This window comes from Nocardioides jejuensis (genome assembly GCF_004337475.1).
GTDB classification, from domain to species: domain Bacteria; phylum Actinomycetota; class Actinomycetes; order Propionibacteriales; family Nocardioidaceae; genus Nocardioides; species Nocardioides jejuensis.
In genome coordinates, this window is the sequence record NZ_SJZJ01000025.1 from 19454 (window position 1) to 35386 (window position 15933).

Below are 15933 nucleotides of genomic sequence, written 5' to 3' on the forward strand. Positions count from 1 at the left end.
GTGTCAGATCCTGCAGAAGGTTCAGCCTGACACTTTGGCGGGGCGCTCAGGCGGCGTTCGGCAGCGAGAGGTAGAACGACGCTCCCTGGCCGACGCGCCCCTCGGCACGGATCGCGCCACCGTGGAGCTCGACAATCCGGGCCACCGAGGCCAGACCCAGACCCGTGCCGGGGAAGTCGCGGCTGTCGTGCAGCCTGGTCAGCGGGCGGAAGAGATCGTCGGTCCGCAGCGGATCGAAGCCGGCGCCGTTGTCCGCGACGACGAAGGTGTCCTGGCGCGGGCCAGCGGAGGTCCGGGCGAGACGGATCCGCGGCGCCTCCTGCCGACCCGTGTACTTGAAGGCGTTGTCGAGCAGGTTGCGCAGCATCAGGTCCGCCATCACCGGGTCGAGGTGCGCGCGCATCCCGTCCTCGATGTCGAGGTCGACGTCCCGACCGGCCCCACGCAGGAGGGGCTGGGCGATCTCGTCGGCGAGCGCCGTCAGGTCGACGGCCTCCGGCCGGAGCTCGGCGTGGGTGATCCGGTAGACCGCGAGCATCCGGTCGATCTGCGCGTCGAGCCGCTGCCCGGACCGCAGGATCGTGCGGGCGAACTCGCGGACGACGTCGGGGTCGGTCTCATCCACCAGCAGCTCCGCGCAGCCGAGCATCGCGAAGAGCGGGTTGCGCAGATCGTGCACCAGCGTGTGCACGGCCGACTCGAGGTGATCGCGCTCAGCCGCCCGGCGTACGACGGCACCGCGGAGCTCGAGGTTCTCCAGGGCGACGGCCGCACTGTTGGCCAGCACCTCGACGAGCCGCACCTGCTCGGCCGACGGCTCGTGGGGCTCGCTCCAGTAGGCGCCGAGCGCACCGATCGGGGCCTCGCGCCGGATCGGCACCATCGCCATGCTCTGCACGAACGTCGGACGGTAGGCGTCGTGAGGCACCCGCTCGTCGACGTAGATGTCGGGGATGACCACGGACTCCCGATGCAGCATCGCCCAGCCGCTCACGCAGGCCGTGAGCGGGAAGCGCAGCCCCTTCCAGAGCGGACCCACCGCGTCCTCGTCGGCGTAGAAGCACTTCTCGTCCTCGCGCAGCACGAACGTCGCGCCGTCGGCGTCCATCAGGTCACGAACGGCTCGGGCGACGATCGACGTCACGCGCTCGACCGAGTCGGCGGTCGAGAGTCGCTCGATCACCGAGGTCAGCAGCTGTCCGGTCGCGGCAGGGTCCTTCACGCGCCCAACCCTAAAAGGGACGAATCATCCGCCGCGTCAGCCTTTCGTAGGGTTTCCGCCGATCCTTTCGGCCTACGCGCGACCACGTCGACGTGCGTGGGAAATGCCGAACGGGGCCGGGAGACCACGCAGGTGCATGGTTCCCGGCCCCGCCTGGAGCGTGAGCCCTCGGTCGATCAGTGACCGTGGCCGTGGCCGTGCCCGTGGCCGGCAGCCTCGGGCTCCTCGTCGACCGGCTTCTCGACGACCAGGGTCTCGGTCGTCAGCAGCATGGCCGCGATGGACGTCGCGTTGACCAGGGCCGAGCGGGTGACCTTGACCGGGTCGAGGACGCCCTGGGCGACCAGGTCGCCGTACTCGCCGGTCGCGGCGTTGAAGCCGTACGACGTGCCGTTGGCAGCCCCGCCCTCGCGGACCTTGGTGGTCACGACGTAGCCGTTGTCGCCACCGTTCTCGGCGATCCAGCGGAGCGGCTCGTCGGCAGCCTTGCGCACGATGCGCACGCCCGCCGCCTCGTCGCCCTCGAGGCCGAGGTCGTCAGCGAGCACGGAGACCGCGTGGATGAGCGCCGAGCCGCCACCGGCGACGATGCCCTCCTCGATCGCGGCGCGCGTCGCGGAGACGGCGTCCTCGATCCGGTGCTTCTTCTCCTTGAGCTCGACCTCGGTCGCGGCACCCACCTTGATGACGCAGACGCCGCCGGCCAGCTTGGCCAGGCGCTCCTGCAGCTTCTCGGTGTCCCAGTCGGAGTCGGACTTCTCGATCTCCATCTTGATCTGGTTGACGCGACCCTCGACGGCAGCGGCGTCGCCGGCACCCTCGACGATCGTGGTGTTGTCCTTGGTCGCCACGACGCGGCGCGCGCGACCCAGGACGTCCAGGTCGATCTGGTCGAGCTTGAGGCCCACCTCGGACGCGATGACCTGACCACCGGTCAGGATCGCGATGTCCTGCATGATCTGCTTGCGGCGGTCACCGAAACCGGCGGCCTTGACCACGACGGCATTGAACGTACCGCGGATCTTGTTGACGACGAGCGTCGACAGAGCCTCGCCCTCGACCTCCTCGGCGATGATCACGAGCGGCTTGCCCGTCTGCATGACCTTCTCGAGGATCGGCAGGAGCTCCTGGATGGAGGAGATCTTGCCGGGGTTGATCAGGATGTAGGGGTCGTCGAGGACGGCCTCCATACGCTCCGGGTCGGTCACGAAGTACGGGGACGTGTAGCCCTTGTCCCACTGCATGCCCTCGGTGAACTCGAGCTCGGTGCCCATCGTGTTGGACTCGTCGACGGTGATGACACCGTCCTTGCCGACCTTGTCGAAGGCGTCGGCCAGCAGGTCGCCGATGAGGCTGTCACGACTCGAGATCGTGGCCACGTTGGCCATGTCCTCGCGCGAGTCGACCTCACGGGCGGCCTCGAGCAGCGCCTCGGAGACCTTGGCGGCCGCGGCGTCCATGCCGCGCTTGAGACCCATCGGGTTGGCGCCGGCGGCGACGGCCCGCAGGCCCTCGTGCACCATCGCCTGCGCCAGGACCGTCGCCGTCGTGGTGCCGTCACCGGCGACGTCGTTGGTCTTGGTCGCGACCTCCTTGGTGAGCTGCGCACCAAGGTTCTCGAACGGGTCGTCCAGCTCGATCTCACGCGCGACGGTGACACCGTCGTTGGTGATGGTCGGGGCGCCCCACTTCTTGTCGAGGACGACGTAGCGACCCTTGGGGCCGAGCGTCACCTTGACGGCGTTGGCGAGGGCGTCGACGCCGCGCTCGAGCGAGCGGCGCGCGTCCTCGTCGAACGCGAGGATCTTCGGCATCAGCCGATGACCGCGAGGATGTCGCGGGCGCTCAGGATGAGGTACTCGCCACCGGCGTACTTGACCTCGGTGCCGCCGTACTTCGAGTAGATGACCTTGTCGCCGACGGCCACGTCGAGCGGGACGCGGTTGCCGTTGTCGTCGATGCGACCCGGACCGATGGCCAGGACCTCGCCCTCCTGGGGCTTCTCCTTGGCGGTGTCCGGGATGACCAGGCCGGAGGCGGTGGTCTGCTCGGCCTCGACCTGCTTGACGATGATGCGGTCCTCGAGGGGCTTGATGTTGATCGACACGGTCGACCTCCACTTTCCACGTTGTGCCGGATGCCGTCGGGCGGGCGCCCGCGGCGAAGTCTTCGCCTGCGAACCAGAGCGCCGTCGCGGGGGTCGCACCGTGTCGCAAGCGTTGGCACACTCAGGACGAGAGTGCCAGCGCCGACGTTAGCACTCGACCAAACCGAGTGCCAGAAGGATCAGCGACTGTCCGGGCAGTGCGACCAGAGTCCGCGCCCTGCGGACCGTGCCGCGGACTCGGCGGCGCGGATCCGCTCGAGGTGACGGTCGTTGGGCCGGTAGAAGAGCACCCGCGCCAGGCCGCGGCGTACCAGCGCCTCATTGACGAAGACACCGCGCTCGTTCCAGACGTAGCCAAGCGTGCGGCCGTAGCGGTCGTGGAGCTCGCGGTCGGTCTGCACCCACGCCGTGCTCCCCTGCGGCAGCAGCCGCTCCGTCGCTGCCGTCGCACGGAGCGCGAAGCACTGCACGGGCAGGTCGGGGTCCTTCGACTCCGGGGTGTCGATCTCGAGCAGCCGGACGTGGGTGTCCACCGCCTGCGGCAGTACGCCGCGGCGTACGGCTCGGAGGGCGACGGTGTCGCCGTCGGTGACCCAGCTGACCGTCACGCGCTGGGCGTCCTTCGGGATCGCCAGAGGGGTCGGTGCGGGCGTGCGGGAGGCAGCGGGGACTGCATCGGGCCGGACCACCGGCACGGGTTCGCAGGCGGCGACGAGACCACCGAGCGCGGCTGCGCCAGCGAGCGCGACGACGCACCGCGAACGCATCAGATGCGCGAGCAGAACCAGTTGCCGGTGAGGGCGTTCTTGCGCCAGACCTTGCCCTGCGCCTCGCACTGCTCCTGCGGCGACAGCGTGGGCGGCGGGCTGCTCGGCTCCTGCGTGTGGGTCGGCGTCGGGGTCGGGGTCGGCGTGGGCGTGCTGCCGCCGCCGGAGCCTCCGGTGCTGCCGGAGGTCGGCTTCTTCGTCGGCTTGGCCGTCGGCTTGCTCGACGGAGCAGTCGGCGAGGCGCTCGCCGACTCCGACCCGCTCGCGGACGCGCTGGCCGACGTACTGTCTGAAGCAGAAGCGCTGGCGGACTTGCTGGCGTCGATCTTCGGGAGCTTCGCGTTGACGTCCGTCGAGGGCGCGTCGCCGCCGAGCTGGTAGATCGTCTGCGCGCCGGGGATCTTGTTGAACGGGGAGTTGGGGTCACCCGCCGTGAGCTTGATGCCGACGATGGCAAGCAGCAGCACGAACGGAACGGCTGCAAGCACACGCCACGCGGTCTGACCCCTGTTCATGGCGCACATTGTGCCAGCCGCCCGCGGTCACCGCCGTGTGAGATGAGTGACGACCTCGTAGTGACCGGTGTGCGGAAACATGTCGAGCAGCCGGGCCCGGACGGGCCGCAGCGAGGGCATCCGCTCGAGGTCGCGGGCGAGCGTCACGGCGTTGCAGCTCGAGTAGATGACGTCGCGCGCGGACGACGCCTCGAGCGCTGCGGCGAGGTCGCCGATGCCGCGTCGGGGCGGGTTGACGACGACCAGGTCGGCGCCCGGCAGCAGGGCCTCCACGGCCGTGGCGTCGCCCGCCTCGAACCGGGCATCGTCGAGCCCCATTTCCCCCGCCGTACGCCGTGCAGCAGCCACCGCGTCCGCGCTGATCTCGACTCCGGTCACGGTCGGCGACGACGCGCACCGCGCTGCATGGAGCGCGAAACCGCCGACGCCGCAGTAGAGGTCGAGGACGCGCGCGGGCGCGACGGCGTCGATCCACTCCGCCGCCTGCGCGTAGAGCGCCGCCGCGACGGCGGTGTTGGTCTGGAAGAAGCCCTGCGGACGCAGGTGCAACGGCAGGCCGTTGACCCGCATCGTCAGGGTCGTGCCGTGCAGGACGATCTCCTGCTCCCCCTCGAGCACGGCCTTGTGCTCGGGCTGCAGGTTCAGGCTGACCACCGCGAGCATCGGCAGGGCCTCGAGCAACCACGGAAGGTGCTTGCGGATCCGCGCGACCGGCTCCTGTGACCGCAGCACGAACCGGACCATCATCTCGCCGTCCGGCGACTCGGTGACGATCACGTGCTTGAGCTCGCCGCGCCGCGTCGCGAGGTCGTAGGGCGCCAGGTCGGCGCGGGTGATGAAGGCGGCCAGGACCTCCATCGCCGCCACGAGGCCCGGCGTGTGGAGCGCGCAGTCACGCAGGTCGATGCCGGCCTGCCCTGCCGCCGCGGCCTCCGAGCCCGCGGGGGCGAGGATGCCGAGCACGGGCTCCGCGCTCGTGCCGGTGACGACCATCTTCGCCTTGTTGCGGAAGCCCGACTCGGCGCTGCGCACGGGCTCGAGCCACTCGACGCCCGCCGCGACGGGGTCGAGGAGACCACGGACCTGGACCTGCTTGGCGGCCAGCTGGTCGGCGTACGGCGTCGGGAGGAGGGCGCACGAGCCGCACCTGCCCGCGTCGAAGTGGTGGCAGGAGAGGCTCACGCACCGGCCCCTTCCACCGGGAGGGGGTGGGCCGCGAGGGACCGGGCCTTGAGCTCGTTCCACTTCGGCTCGCGCTGGCGGAGCGTCGGGCCGCTCGGCACGCTCTCCTGGGCGCGGGCCCACGCGACGTAGCCGGCGTAGCTGCCCGACCCGGGATCTTCCGCGAGGTAGCGCGCCACGATGGCGAGGACGTCGTCGTCGCTCCAGCGCCGCGACGTCGACCGGGTCTTGTTGGTCGCGACGCCAGCGGCCGTGCAGGCCGCGATCCACGAGCCGAACCGGCGGATCACCAGCGTGCTCGACGCCGCCTCGCGGGAGGTGCGCCAGGCGTCGTACGCACCGACGGCGAGGGGCTCACCGAGGTCGGCAGCGGCAGCGCGCAGACCCGCGGTGATGGTCTCGTCGGAGAAGGTCGGGGTGCGCACGACAGCATTCTCCCCGATGAGCCGGAGCGATGGGCCCCTGCGCCCTTAGGCTTCGCACGTGAGCAGGAACGACGCAATCCGCCGGAGGGGGACGTTCCGCGCGCTCCTGATGGTCGCGTTGCTCGCTGCGATCGTGCTGCCCGCCGTGGGGCTCCGACTCCTGTCGAAGGACACCCCGGAGGCCGTGTCCCAGACCGGCACCGTGACCCTGACCCCCGGCAACCGCATGCTCTACGTCGTCGACGGACACGTCGCCTCGCTCCCCCTGGCCGGCACGACGATCTCCAGCCACGGCACACCCGTCGTCTCCGACATGCTCTGCGCCCGGGTGTACGCCGCCCACGGCACCGGCCTGTGCCTGCGCAAGACCAATGCCGTCTCGTGGTCCGCGACCGTGCTCGACCGCAACCTGAAGGCCACCACGACCTGGCCGATGGCCGGCGAACCAGCCCTCGCGCGCGTCTCGCCCAGCGGCCGCCTCGTCGCCTGGACGGCGCTGACCAAGGGCAGCTCGCTGAGCGGGTCGTTCTCGGCCGTGACGTCGGTCGTCGACACCTCGACGGGCGACCAGGTCGAGGACCTCGCGGCGTACGACGCGACGAAGGGCAAGAGCGGTCCGAAGCTGCACGGCAGCCAGGTCTGGGGCGTCACCTTCGTCGACGACGACCGGTTCTACGCGACGCTGAGCAACGGCGGCACCCGCTACCTCGCCGTCGGCAGCATCCACGACCACACGCTGCGGACGATCGCCGAGGACGTCACCAGCCCGGCGGTCTCCCCCGACGGGAAGTGGGTCGCCTTCGTACACCCGGGCGCCGGCGAACGCGGTCGCGGCCGCCTCGCGGTCATGAACCTCCGCACCCACGCCATCGTCGACCTCAGCGACCAGCGCGGCGTCTCCGACCAGCCCGCATGGCTGGACGGCAAGACGATCGCCTACGTGCTGCGCGACGACGAGGGCCGGACGTCGATCTGGTCGACACCCCTTGCTGGAGGTGCGCCCGACCTGCTCGTCGACAACGCGGACTCGCCCAGCCCGCTCTGAGGCTGCCCACCCTGGTCCGGACCGGGGCTCAGCGCAGGATCATCCAGGCGATCACGACGAGCGCCAGCACCGCGAGGCAGACCAGCAGCGTGCCCGAGAGCAGCAGCGGCAGCATGATCCACGAACCGACCGGGCGGTGCATCCAGCTGTCCTCGTGACCGAGCGCCTCGGCGAGGTCAGCCGGCAGCGGAGTCGTCGGCGGGATCAGCCGCATCTCGCCGAGCTGGCGGTAGACGGCGGCGGCTTCCTCGAGGCCGATCGGCTCGAGACCGGCGAGCTCGACGAACCCGTGGTGCCCCTCGGCCGAGGCATCGACAGGCAGCCAGAGGCCGGTGAGATCGAGCCGCTCGAGCACCGGGTACGGCGGCGCGCCTGCTCCCCGGCGTACCGACTCGCGGTGGAGGGCGATGCTGAGATCCTGCTCGACCCCGGAGCGGTAATAGCGGCACGAAGAGGTGTTCATCGCCGTCGAGGGTAACCCGTGCGTAGACTGGCCTTCGGCCGGACGCAGGAGTTCGGCCCGACCCGGGGCTTCTGGGCCCGTCCCCGCAGGGACCGGCACGTCGCCCTCACGCGCACCGCACGAGCATCGTCGCGCGCAGCCGGACCTGACCACAGGAGCACTGCTTGTCCACGCAGCCCACCCAGTCGAGCCGTCGTTCCCGAGGCGGACAGGGCAACCGTCGCGGCGGCAACCGCGGGGGCAACCGCGCCGGCCAGGCGCGCCGCCGCGACAACGAGGGCATCATCCCGGTGCTGGCGAAGGCCGTGCGCGAGGTCGAGCAGGCCGTGCAGAAGGGTCAGGGCCTCTCCCACCGCTCGCGCTACCAGGCGATCGCGCTGCTGGCGCGCAAGGAACGCCTCCGGGTGCGCGCCGACGACCAGGTCTCCGAGCAGCAGCGCGACACCGAGCTGAAGCGGCTCGACGGCGTCGCCACGATCCTGGCCCAGTGCGCCGCGCGCGAGCCGGGCCTCTTCTCCCTCCTCGACGAGAACGCCGAGATCGGCGAGGCCACGCGCCACCGCATGGCCGAGATGCTCGAGGCTGCAGGCCAGGCCGCCGAGGCCGTCGCGGTCGAGGAGCCGGCCGCCGACGGCGACGCCGCTGCTCCGCGCCACGAGCGCAAGGCCACTCCCCCGTCGGTCATCGCTGCCCGTCTTGCCAACCCCTTCCTGGTCCCCGACTTCAGCCAGGCCGCGCCCCGCGTCCACGGCACGCTGGTCGGCTGGGAGCTGATCGGGCCGCTGCTGAACTCGTTCGAGCAGCCGGTGCCCGGCGCCCCCGCCTGCATGGACCTCCCCGAGCCGCGGCCGATCCTGCTGCCGCCGGGCGTGGAGCTGATGGAGCACCAGGCCCGCCTGCTCTCCGCGATCGCCGGCGGCCACCGCACCGTGCTGCTCGCCGACGAGCCGGGTCTGGGCAAGACCGCCCAGTCGCTGCTCGCAGCCGAGGCGGCCGAGGCGTACCCGCTGCTCTGTGTCGTCCCGAACGTCGTCAAGACCAACTGGGCCCGCGAGGCGGCGACCTGGGTGCCCGGGCGTTCGGTCTCCGTCGTCCACGGTGACGGCAACGACGTCGACGGCTTCGCCGACATCATCATCGTCAACTACGAGGTGCTCGACCGGCACGTCAACTGGATCGGCGAGCACGGCTTCCGCGGCATGGTCGTCGACGAGGCGCACTACATCAAGAACCGCAAGTCGCAGCGGTCCCAGTACGTCGTCGAGATCTCCGAGCGGATCCGTCGCCGCGTCGCCCGTCCGCTCCTGATGGCGCTGACCGGCACGCCGCTGATCAACGACATCGAGGACTTCCGCGCGATCTGGCACTTCCTCGGCTGGATCGAGGAGCGCAAGCCGGGCCAGGCGCTGATGGCGGCTCTCGAGGAGACCCACCTGACGCCGGCCGACCACCCGTTCTACCCGGCCGCCCGTCAGGCCGTCATCGACATGGGCATCGTCCGTCGCCGCAAGGTCGACGTCGCCGCCGACATCCCCGCGCGCCGCGTCGCCGACCTGCCCGTCGAGCTCGAGGGTGCCGAGGGCCGCTCGATCCAGAAGGCCGAGCGCGAGCTCGCGATGCGCCTCGTCGGGCGCTACGACGCCGCGATCGAGACGCGCCGTTCCTCGCCCGTGGCGATCGCCTCCGCGGAGGGTTCGGACGGCATCGACCACGACCTCGTACGCCGCGTGGCCGAGCGCGAGGTCGCCGAGGGCTCCGACAACACCACCGGCGAGAACGTCTTCGCGATGGTCCGTCGCATCGGCCGGGCCAAGGCGACGCTGGCTGCGGACTACACCGCGCAGCTCGCTCACTCGACCGGCAAGGTCGTCTTCTTCGCCAAGCACCTCGACGTCATGGACGCGGCGGGCGAGGTCTTCGACAAGCGCGAGATCCGCTACACCCAGATCCGTGGCGACCAGTCGGCGACCGCGCGCACGAAGGCGATCGACGACTTCGTCGGCGACCCCGACGTCAAGGTCATCGTCTGCTCGCTCACCGCGGCCGGCGTCGGCATCAACCTGCAGGTCGCCTCCAACGTCGTCCTCGCCGAGCTGTCGTGGACCGACGCGGAGCAGACCCAGGCGATCGACCGCGTCCACCGCATCGGCCAGACCGAGCCGGTTACGGCCTGGCGGATCCTCGCCGCGCAGACGATCGACACCCGGATCGCGGAGCTGATCGACTCCAAGGCCGGCCTCGCCGCCCGGGCGCTCGACGGCGCGGAGGAGACCGAGACCGCCACGGTCGACATCCAGGTCGAGACGCTCGTCTCGATCCTCACCGACGCGCTGCGCGGACGCTGAGCCCCGCCGAAACCCGGGTTTTGACGCGTTGAAACCCGGGTTGTGGTGATCGTTCCCGCCGAAACCCGGTTTTCGAGACGCCCAAACCCGGGTCTCGGCGCCTGTAGCGTCGGGGCATGCCCGAGCGCACACCCCCGGTCGCGGCCGGCCACGAGCCGGTCGCGCGCGCCGTCCGTGAGTACGCCGCACACCAGCCGTCGCTGCTCCCGGTGACCGATGCGTGGGTCGAGCTGGTGACGAACCTGCTCGACGAAGCGGGCATCAACTACCTGAGCGTCACGGGGCGGACGAAGACGGTGGCGAGCTTCGCCGGCAAGGCCGCCCGGACCGGCCCCGACGGCGTGCCGCTGTACGCCGACCCGGCAGCGCAGATCACCGACACGATCGGCGTCCGGGTGATCACCTACGTGCATCGTGACGTCGACGCGGTCGCCCAGGTGCTCGCCGAGGAGTTCGCGATCCTCGACGATCGTGATCTGGGGGCCGAGACGGCCCAGCTCGGCGGCTTCGGCTACGCGAGCCGGCACCTGCTGATCGCGCCCCCGCCGGAGCGCGAGCTGGCTCCGGCGTACTCACTGCTGGGGAGGGGCGAGGACGCCCACCACGCGTCGGTCCAGGTCCGCACGGTGCTGCAGCACGCGTGGGCGGAGTTCGAGCACGACATCCGCTACAAGGGCACGATCCCCGAGGAGCACTCGGCGGACTTCGACCGCCGCTTCACGCTGGCCGCGGGACTGCTCGAGCTGGCCGACCGGGAGTTCTCCGCGATCCGCGAGCAGCTCGAGCGCAGCATCCCGCAGCACCGCGCCGTCGACGAGTCCGGCGACCCGCGGATCGCGGCGAAGGAGCTCTCGAGCTTCCTCTCGGCGCACTACACCGACGCCGGCTGGTCGCGGTCGGACCACTACGGCTGGATCAGCGGCCTGCTGCTCGAGCTCGGCATCACCTCCCTCGACGAGCTCGGCGCACTGCTCGCCTCCGTCGACAGCGCCGCGATCCACGAACGGATGGGCTACCGGCACCCTGCCGGCGCCGTCCGCAAGCTCGACGACGCGCTGCTGGCGATCTTCGGCGACCGCTACGCAACCCTGCACGGCAACGCCCACCGCACCCAGCTGCTGCGCACCCGACTTGCGAGGATCGAGGCATGAGCTTCGAGTTGCCCACCGAGCGCAACGTCCTTGGCGGCGTTCTCGAGGAGTGCGGGACGGACCCGATGACCGGCTTCCACCGCGACGGGTCGTGCGCCTGCGGCCCGCACGACGCCGGGCTGCACGCGGTCTGCGCGGTGATGACGCCGGAGTTCCTCGCGCACCAGCAGTCGGTCGGCAACGACCTGGTCACCCCGCGGCCTGAATGGCACTTCCCCGGCCTCGTGCCCGGCGACCGGTGGTGCGTCGTCGCGGTCCGCTGGCTCCAGGCGTACGCCGATGGCTCACCCGCCCCGGTCGTCCTCGCCGCCACGAGCGAGCGCGCACTCGACGTCGTGCCGCTGGAGGCGCTCAAGCAGTGCTCTGTCGACGTTCCCGACGATCCGGGCGAGCTCGCCTGACAGGATGGCCCGCGTGACCAAGGGTGGACGGGACCAGCGCGCGCCCATGGAGCGGATCATCGGCTTCATGGCGCTCCTCCACGACGCGCGCAGGCGCGGGCGTCCGGGCGTGCCCGCCGCCGAGCTCCTGGCCTCGGCCGGTTGGGAGGACGCCGGCGACGGGATCACCGCGCTCAACCGCGACCTCAAGGCCCTGCGCGCGCTCGGCTGGCGGATCGAGAACATCTCCGCCAAGGGCCTGCCCGCCGTCTTCCGGATGACCAGCGTCGACAACCGGCTCAAGCTCCGCCTGTCGCCCGGACAGCAGGCCGCGCTGCGTCGCGCCGTACTCCTGGCGGACCGGGCGGACCTCGCCGACCAGCTGGACCTCCCCGCCGACGCCGCGCCGGCACCGCTGTCCGCGTCGGTCGCGCTCGACGACTCCCCCGAGCTGCCCGCGGTCGTCGCGGCGGTCCGCAGCTCGGCGCGCCTGCGCTTCCGCTACGCCGGCACGCCGCGCGTGGTGCACCCGGTCTCGCTGCGTACGCAGCAGGGTCGGTGGTACCTCCGCGGCAACGAGGACGGCTCCGCGGTGGTGAAGCGGTTCGTCGTCAGCCGGATGAGCGACGTCGTGGCCGAGGCTCCGGGCACCGCGGCGCCGGCCGAGGACGAGGCGCCCGAGAGCCTGCACCCGCTCGCCTGGGACATCGACGCACCGGTCGAGGTGACGCTCCGCTCCCCCCGCGCGTACGCCGACGACGTACGCCGCTGGCTCGGCGCACCGCAGTCAGCGGTGACCGAAGGGGACGACGAGGTCTTCGTCTACCGCGTGACGCACCGCGCCGCGATGCGTTCGCGGATCTACCAGCTCGGCACCCGGGTGCGGGTCGAGGGCCCGACCGATTTCCGCGACGAGCTGCTCGCCGAGCTCGCGACCATGGCAGGTGAATGAGATGGCCGCCCCGAAGTACATCCAGCGGTTTGCCCGGCTGCCCGAGGTGTTCGACCTGCTGACCGGTCGCCCGGGTGGACTGCCGCTGCGCCAGCTCGCCTCTGCCGTGGGCACCAGCGTCGACGAGCTGCGCGAGGACCTGCTGACCTTCTACGCGACCGAGCCGAAGAATGCCCTCTTCGGCCTGCAGCGGCCGGACTCGATCGACTTCTGCGCGGCCGACGGCTCGGAGGCCGACCCGGCCGACGCGGAGGTCGTGCGGATCATCGGCGAGCAGCCGTGGGACGAGCTGGGTGTGGAGTACCTCGACGCCTCCGAGCTCGCGCTGATCTACACCGCGGCGTCGGCCCTCCTCGAGATGCGCCCCGAGGACGACGACCTGCGCGGCGCCGTTGCCGTCCTGACCCAGACGATGCTCGCCGACCCGGACGCCGCTGCCGACGCGGCGGGCTCGCCCGGACGCCCGTCGTGGCACGAGGCACTCGAGCCGCTGCGCACCGCGATCGACGAGCGGCACCGGGTCCGGATCACCTACTCCGCCGCCTGGTCGGAGGGCGTGCGCGAGCGGGTCATCGAGCCCTGGCGGCTGGTGCAGACGCGTCGCGGCTGGGAGGTCGACGCCGGTGTCGACGGCGACGTCCGGACCTACCTCCTCGCCCACATCCGGTCCCTCGACGTACAGGAGGAGACGTTCGACGTGCCGGCCGACGTCGATGCCCGGATCGAGGCCCAGCGGGCGACTACGACGGTCCGCGTCCGCGTCCCCCACGGGGCACGCTGGGCCGCGGACTTCCACGCCGAACGGGTCGACGTGGTCACCGACGACGAGCTGACCGCCACGCTCGACCTGGCCCTGCTGCCTCCGGTGGAGCAGCGGATCGGCCAGCTCCTGCTGGTGGCCGGCGACGACGCCCGGGTGCTCGCGCCCTCGGCTCTGATCGCCGCCGGTCCTGCGCTCGCCGAGGAGTTGCTGGCGCACCACCGCGGCTGATCCGCGCGCCGCGCCATGCGGTGCATCGCAAGCGGTCCAGACCGATGGCGCAACACGTGCGCACTCGCGTCACACGTGCTGCGGGGCGACGTACACAGCCCCTAGCGTCACGGTCATGCCCCACGAGTCGAGCCGCCTGGTCGTGATGCACCGCCTCGCCGCGATGCTCGTCGCGCTGGGTCCCCTGCTGCTCAGCACCCCGCACCTCGGCTGAGTGTCGAGTGTCACCGCGTCCCGGGCGGGACGTGGTGGGCGGGCGCGCGCTGGGCGCCTAGCCTTGACCCGTGCAGAACTACGCGCTCGTCACCCGGATCCACGTCCTCACCGCGATCAAGATCCACGACCAGCGCGGAGCCGATGACTTCCTGGCCGACCACGGTCTCGACGAGCGCGGCGACCTCGTCCTGATCGAGCGTGGCAAGCGCTACGACTACCGCGCGCTGCTCGCCTTCGCCCACGGCAAGGCGACCGGCACGACGCCCGACGCCGCCGACATCGGCTTCGACCGGGTCAAGGTGCTGACCGACCTCGGGTTCACGGTCGCGTCGGCTTCCGAGATCGACCGTCCGGCGCCGGTGCGTGGCTCGACGCGCGTCCCCGGGACCCCGCACCGCAGCGCCGCACCGCGTACGCCGCGAGCGGCCGCCGCGCCCAAGGCCCCGGTGAAGCCGGAGCCCGAGATCAAGCTCTGCCCGTCGTGCTTCACCCAGCTGCCCGCGTCGGGGCAGTGCGACTTCTGCGAGTGATCCGCACCCTCACCACTGTGTGAGGGCGTGGAGGACGACGCCGCCGGCGCGCCCACGGAGCTCGCGCTCGCCGCGGTCCTCGAGGTGGGCCGGCGCGGTCAGCGCCTTCGCCGTCGAGTCCGCGAGCAGGATCGGATCGCCGGTCAGGCGCGTGAGCTCCTCGATCCGGGCCGCGACGTTGACCGTGTCACCGACGAGGGTGAACTCGAGCTTGCCGCCACCGCCGACGGTGCCCGCGATGACCGGCCCGCTCGCGATGCCGATGCCCACGGCCAGGTCGTCGCCGAACCGCGCGTGCACCGCGTCCTGGATCTCGGTCGCCGCCGCCACCGCACGATCGGCATGGTCGTCGTGCACCTCGGGCACACCGAAGACCGCCAGCATGCCGTCGCCGAGGAACTTGTTGGCGTGCCCACCGTGGCCGCGCAGGATCGGCACCGCGATGCCAAAGAGCTCGTTGAGCCGCGCGACCGTCTCCGCCGCGGTGCTCGACTGCGAGAACGCCGTGAACCCGACAACGTCGATGAAGACGACGGACGCCTCGACCTCCTCACCCTCGAAGAGCTCCGAGCCGCGCTCGAGCAGTCGCTGCGCGAGCATCGGGTCGACGTACGCGCCGAAGGCTGACTGCAGGCGCTCCCGCTCGAGCAGGCCGGCCTGCATGCGGTTGAAGGAGCGCGCCAGCTGGCCGAACTCGTCGTCGCTGGTCACCGGCACGCGGCGGTCGAGGATGCCAAGCGCCACCCGCTCGGTGCCCTCGCGCAGGTCGCGGATCGGGCGCATGACCGGCCCGACGCCGAACGGCGCGAGGACGATCGCCGTGCCGATCGCGAAGGGCAGCGCGATGAGCGGTGCGAGGACGTACTGCTGCGCGTCGGTGCGGGCGTAGGAGACCACCAGCGCCACCACCCAGCAGCCCATGATGCTGGCCAGCAGGATGATCGTCAGGAGGCGGCCGGCCACTGCGCGTCGCGGCTCGCGGAGCGTGTCCTCCCGGAGCACCACGTCGAGCTCGGTCTGCACCGGCCACAGCGCGGCCTCGGCGATGACGGACCCGAGGATGCCGCTGCCGATGACGAGCGCTGCCGCCGAGAGCGCCATGGCCAGGTTGACCGGCCAGGTGAGGCCGATCTGGTTGCCGAGCAGCGGCGCGACCGCAAGCATCGGCAGACCACCGGCGAGGCCCCAGATGAGCGGGATCCGGTCGAGCCGGTTGAGCGCTGCCCGCGTACGCCGCGGGTCGGTCTGGTCGCCGCGGCCCCAGCGGTTGAGCATCAACCGGGCCTCGCGCGTCGAGAGCAGCAGCGAGATGGCGCCGCCGATCTCGGTGACCAGGATGAACGTGCCGCCGACATAGATCAGCTCGGTGAACGTGCGGTGCAGTGCGATCGCCCACGCGATCATCCCGATGCCGATGACGAAGACCGGCCAGAAGAGGAGCTGGAAGATCAGGAGTCCCGCGTAGTGGGCCCGATAGCGCGCCCAGAGCCACGGGGCCAGAAACTCCATGGCGTGATTGTGGCGGGTCCATGTGATCGCTGTCACCTCGACCGTCCAGCCCCGGAGTGAACACTCGGGTCGCCTGCCCGCTGTCCCTCACACGGTGATGCGGGGCCCGTGGTGCGGGGCCGGCTGTCCGGCC

16 protein-coding genes are annotated in these 15933 nt (G+C 71.4%); 7 read left to right on the forward strand and 9 right to left on the reverse strand.

Annotated elements, in window-relative coordinates; all coding sequences use genetic code 11:
- Positions 1 to 46 precede the first annotated feature (46 nt).
- From EPD65_RS13485 to EPD65_RS13515, 7 genes are all read right to left on the reverse strand, one after another.
- A complete protein-coding gene (locus EPD65_RS13485) occupies positions 47 to 1222 on the reverse strand; it encodes a sensor histidine kinase (RefSeq protein ID WP_207891557.1) in 1176 nt (391 codons plus the stop codon).
- A 176-nt stretch (positions 1223 to 1398) separates the two neighbouring features.
- The gene (gene groL, locus EPD65_RS13490; protein ID WP_131585018.1) at positions 1399 to 3036 is read right to left on the reverse strand and encodes a chaperonin GroEL; all 1638 of its coding nucleotides are present in this window, start codon (positions 3034 to 3036) and stop codon (positions 1399 to 1401) included.
- Positions 3036 to 3329 carry a co-chaperone GroES gene (groES, locus tag EPD65_RS13495; protein WP_131585020.1) on the reverse strand — a complete coding sequence of 98 codons (294 nt, stop codon included), beginning with the start codon at positions 3327 to 3329 and terminating at the stop codon, positions 3036 to 3038. Before groES ends, groL begins: the two co-directional genes overlap by 1 nt.
- A 179-nt stretch (positions 3330 to 3508) precedes the next feature.
- Entirely contained in the window at positions 3509 to 4096 is a 588-nt protein-coding gene (locus tag EPD65_RS13500) for a thermonuclease family protein (RefSeq protein ID WP_131585022.1), read from the reverse strand.
- Complete coding sequence (locus EPD65_RS13505) at positions 4096 to 4611, reverse strand: hypothetical protein (RefSeq protein ID WP_131585024.1); 516 nt, start codon at positions 4609 to 4611, stop codon at positions 4096 to 4098. Before EPD65_RS13505 ends, EPD65_RS13500 begins: the two co-directional genes overlap by 1 nt.
- A gap of 27 nt (positions 4612 to 4638) precedes the next feature.
- Positions 4639 to 5793: a 23S rRNA (uracil(747)-C(5))-methyltransferase RlmC gene (rlmC, locus tag EPD65_RS13510; protein ID WP_131585026.1), complete on the reverse strand. Its 1155-nt coding sequence runs from the start codon at positions 5791 to 5793 to the stop codon at positions 4639 to 4641.
- A complete protein-coding gene (locus tag EPD65_RS13515) occupies positions 5790 to 6218 on the reverse strand; it encodes a homing endonuclease associated repeat-containing protein (RefSeq protein WP_131585028.1) in 429 nt (142 codons plus the stop codon). The genes rlmC and EPD65_RS13515 overlap by 4 nt, the downstream gene beginning before the upstream one ends.
- A gap of 58 nt (positions 6219 to 6276) precedes the next feature.
- On the opposite strand from EPD65_RS13515, the gene EPD65_RS13520 reads away from it, so the two are divergent.
- Positions 6277 to 7263 (forward strand): TolB-like translocation protein, encoded by a 987-nt coding sequence (locus tag EPD65_RS13520; RefSeq protein WP_131585030.1) that lies wholly within the window; start codon positions 6277 to 6279, stop codon positions 7261 to 7263.
- 28 nt (positions 7264 to 7291) lie between these two features.
- Here the strand turns inward: EPD65_RS13520 and EPD65_RS13525 are convergent, their stop codons facing one another.
- A complete protein-coding gene (locus EPD65_RS13525; RefSeq protein WP_131585031.1) occupies positions 7292 to 7726 on the reverse strand; it encodes a hypothetical protein in 435 nt (144 codons plus the stop codon).
- Between the two features lie 164 nt (positions 7727 to 7890).
- On the opposite strand from EPD65_RS13525, the gene EPD65_RS13530 reads away from it, so the two are divergent.
- The 6 genes from EPD65_RS13530 (at position 7891) to EPD65_RS13555 (ending at position 14291) form a co-directional block, all read left to right on the forward strand.
- Entirely contained in the window at positions 7891 to 10071 is a 2181-nt protein-coding gene (locus EPD65_RS13530; RefSeq protein WP_341539062.1) for a DEAD/DEAH box helicase, read from the forward strand.
- 116 nt (positions 10072 to 10187) lie between these two features.
- Positions 10188 to 11222: a GTP pyrophosphokinase gene (locus EPD65_RS13535; RefSeq protein WP_131585033.1), complete on the forward strand. Its 1035-nt coding sequence runs from the start codon at positions 10188 to 10190 to the stop codon at positions 11220 to 11222.
- On the forward strand, positions 11219 to 11623 hold the full coding sequence (locus EPD65_RS13540) for a DUF2237 family protein (protein WP_131585035.1): 405 nt from the start codon (positions 11219 to 11221) through the stop codon (positions 11621 to 11623). The genes EPD65_RS13535 and EPD65_RS13540 overlap by 4 nt, the downstream gene beginning before the upstream one ends.
- 13 nt (positions 11624 to 11636) lie before the next feature.
- Positions 11637 to 12554, forward strand: a complete 918-nt coding sequence (locus EPD65_RS13545) for a WYL domain-containing protein (protein WP_165873011.1) — start codon at positions 11637 to 11639, stop codon at positions 12552 to 12554.
- Between the two features lies 1 nt (position 12555).
- Positions 12556 to 13545 (forward strand): helix-turn-helix transcriptional regulator, encoded by a 990-nt coding sequence (locus tag EPD65_RS13550; protein WP_131585039.1) that lies wholly within the window; start codon positions 12556 to 12558, stop codon positions 13543 to 13545.
- A gap of 284 nt (positions 13546 to 13829) precedes the next feature.
- Positions 13830 to 14291 carry a ScoMcrA-related endonuclease gene (locus EPD65_RS13555; protein WP_131585041.1) on the forward strand — a complete coding sequence of 154 codons (462 nt, stop codon included), beginning with the start codon at positions 13830 to 13832 and terminating at the stop codon, positions 14289 to 14291.
- A gap of 9 nt (positions 14292 to 14300) precedes the next feature.
- On the opposite strand, the gene EPD65_RS13560 is transcribed toward EPD65_RS13555, so the two are convergent.
- Positions 14301 to 15800 (reverse strand): adenylate/guanylate cyclase domain-containing protein, encoded by a 1500-nt coding sequence (locus EPD65_RS13560; protein WP_207891558.1) that lies wholly within the window; start codon positions 15798 to 15800, stop codon positions 14301 to 14303.
- Between the last annotated feature and the right edge of the window lie 133 nt (positions 15801 to 15933).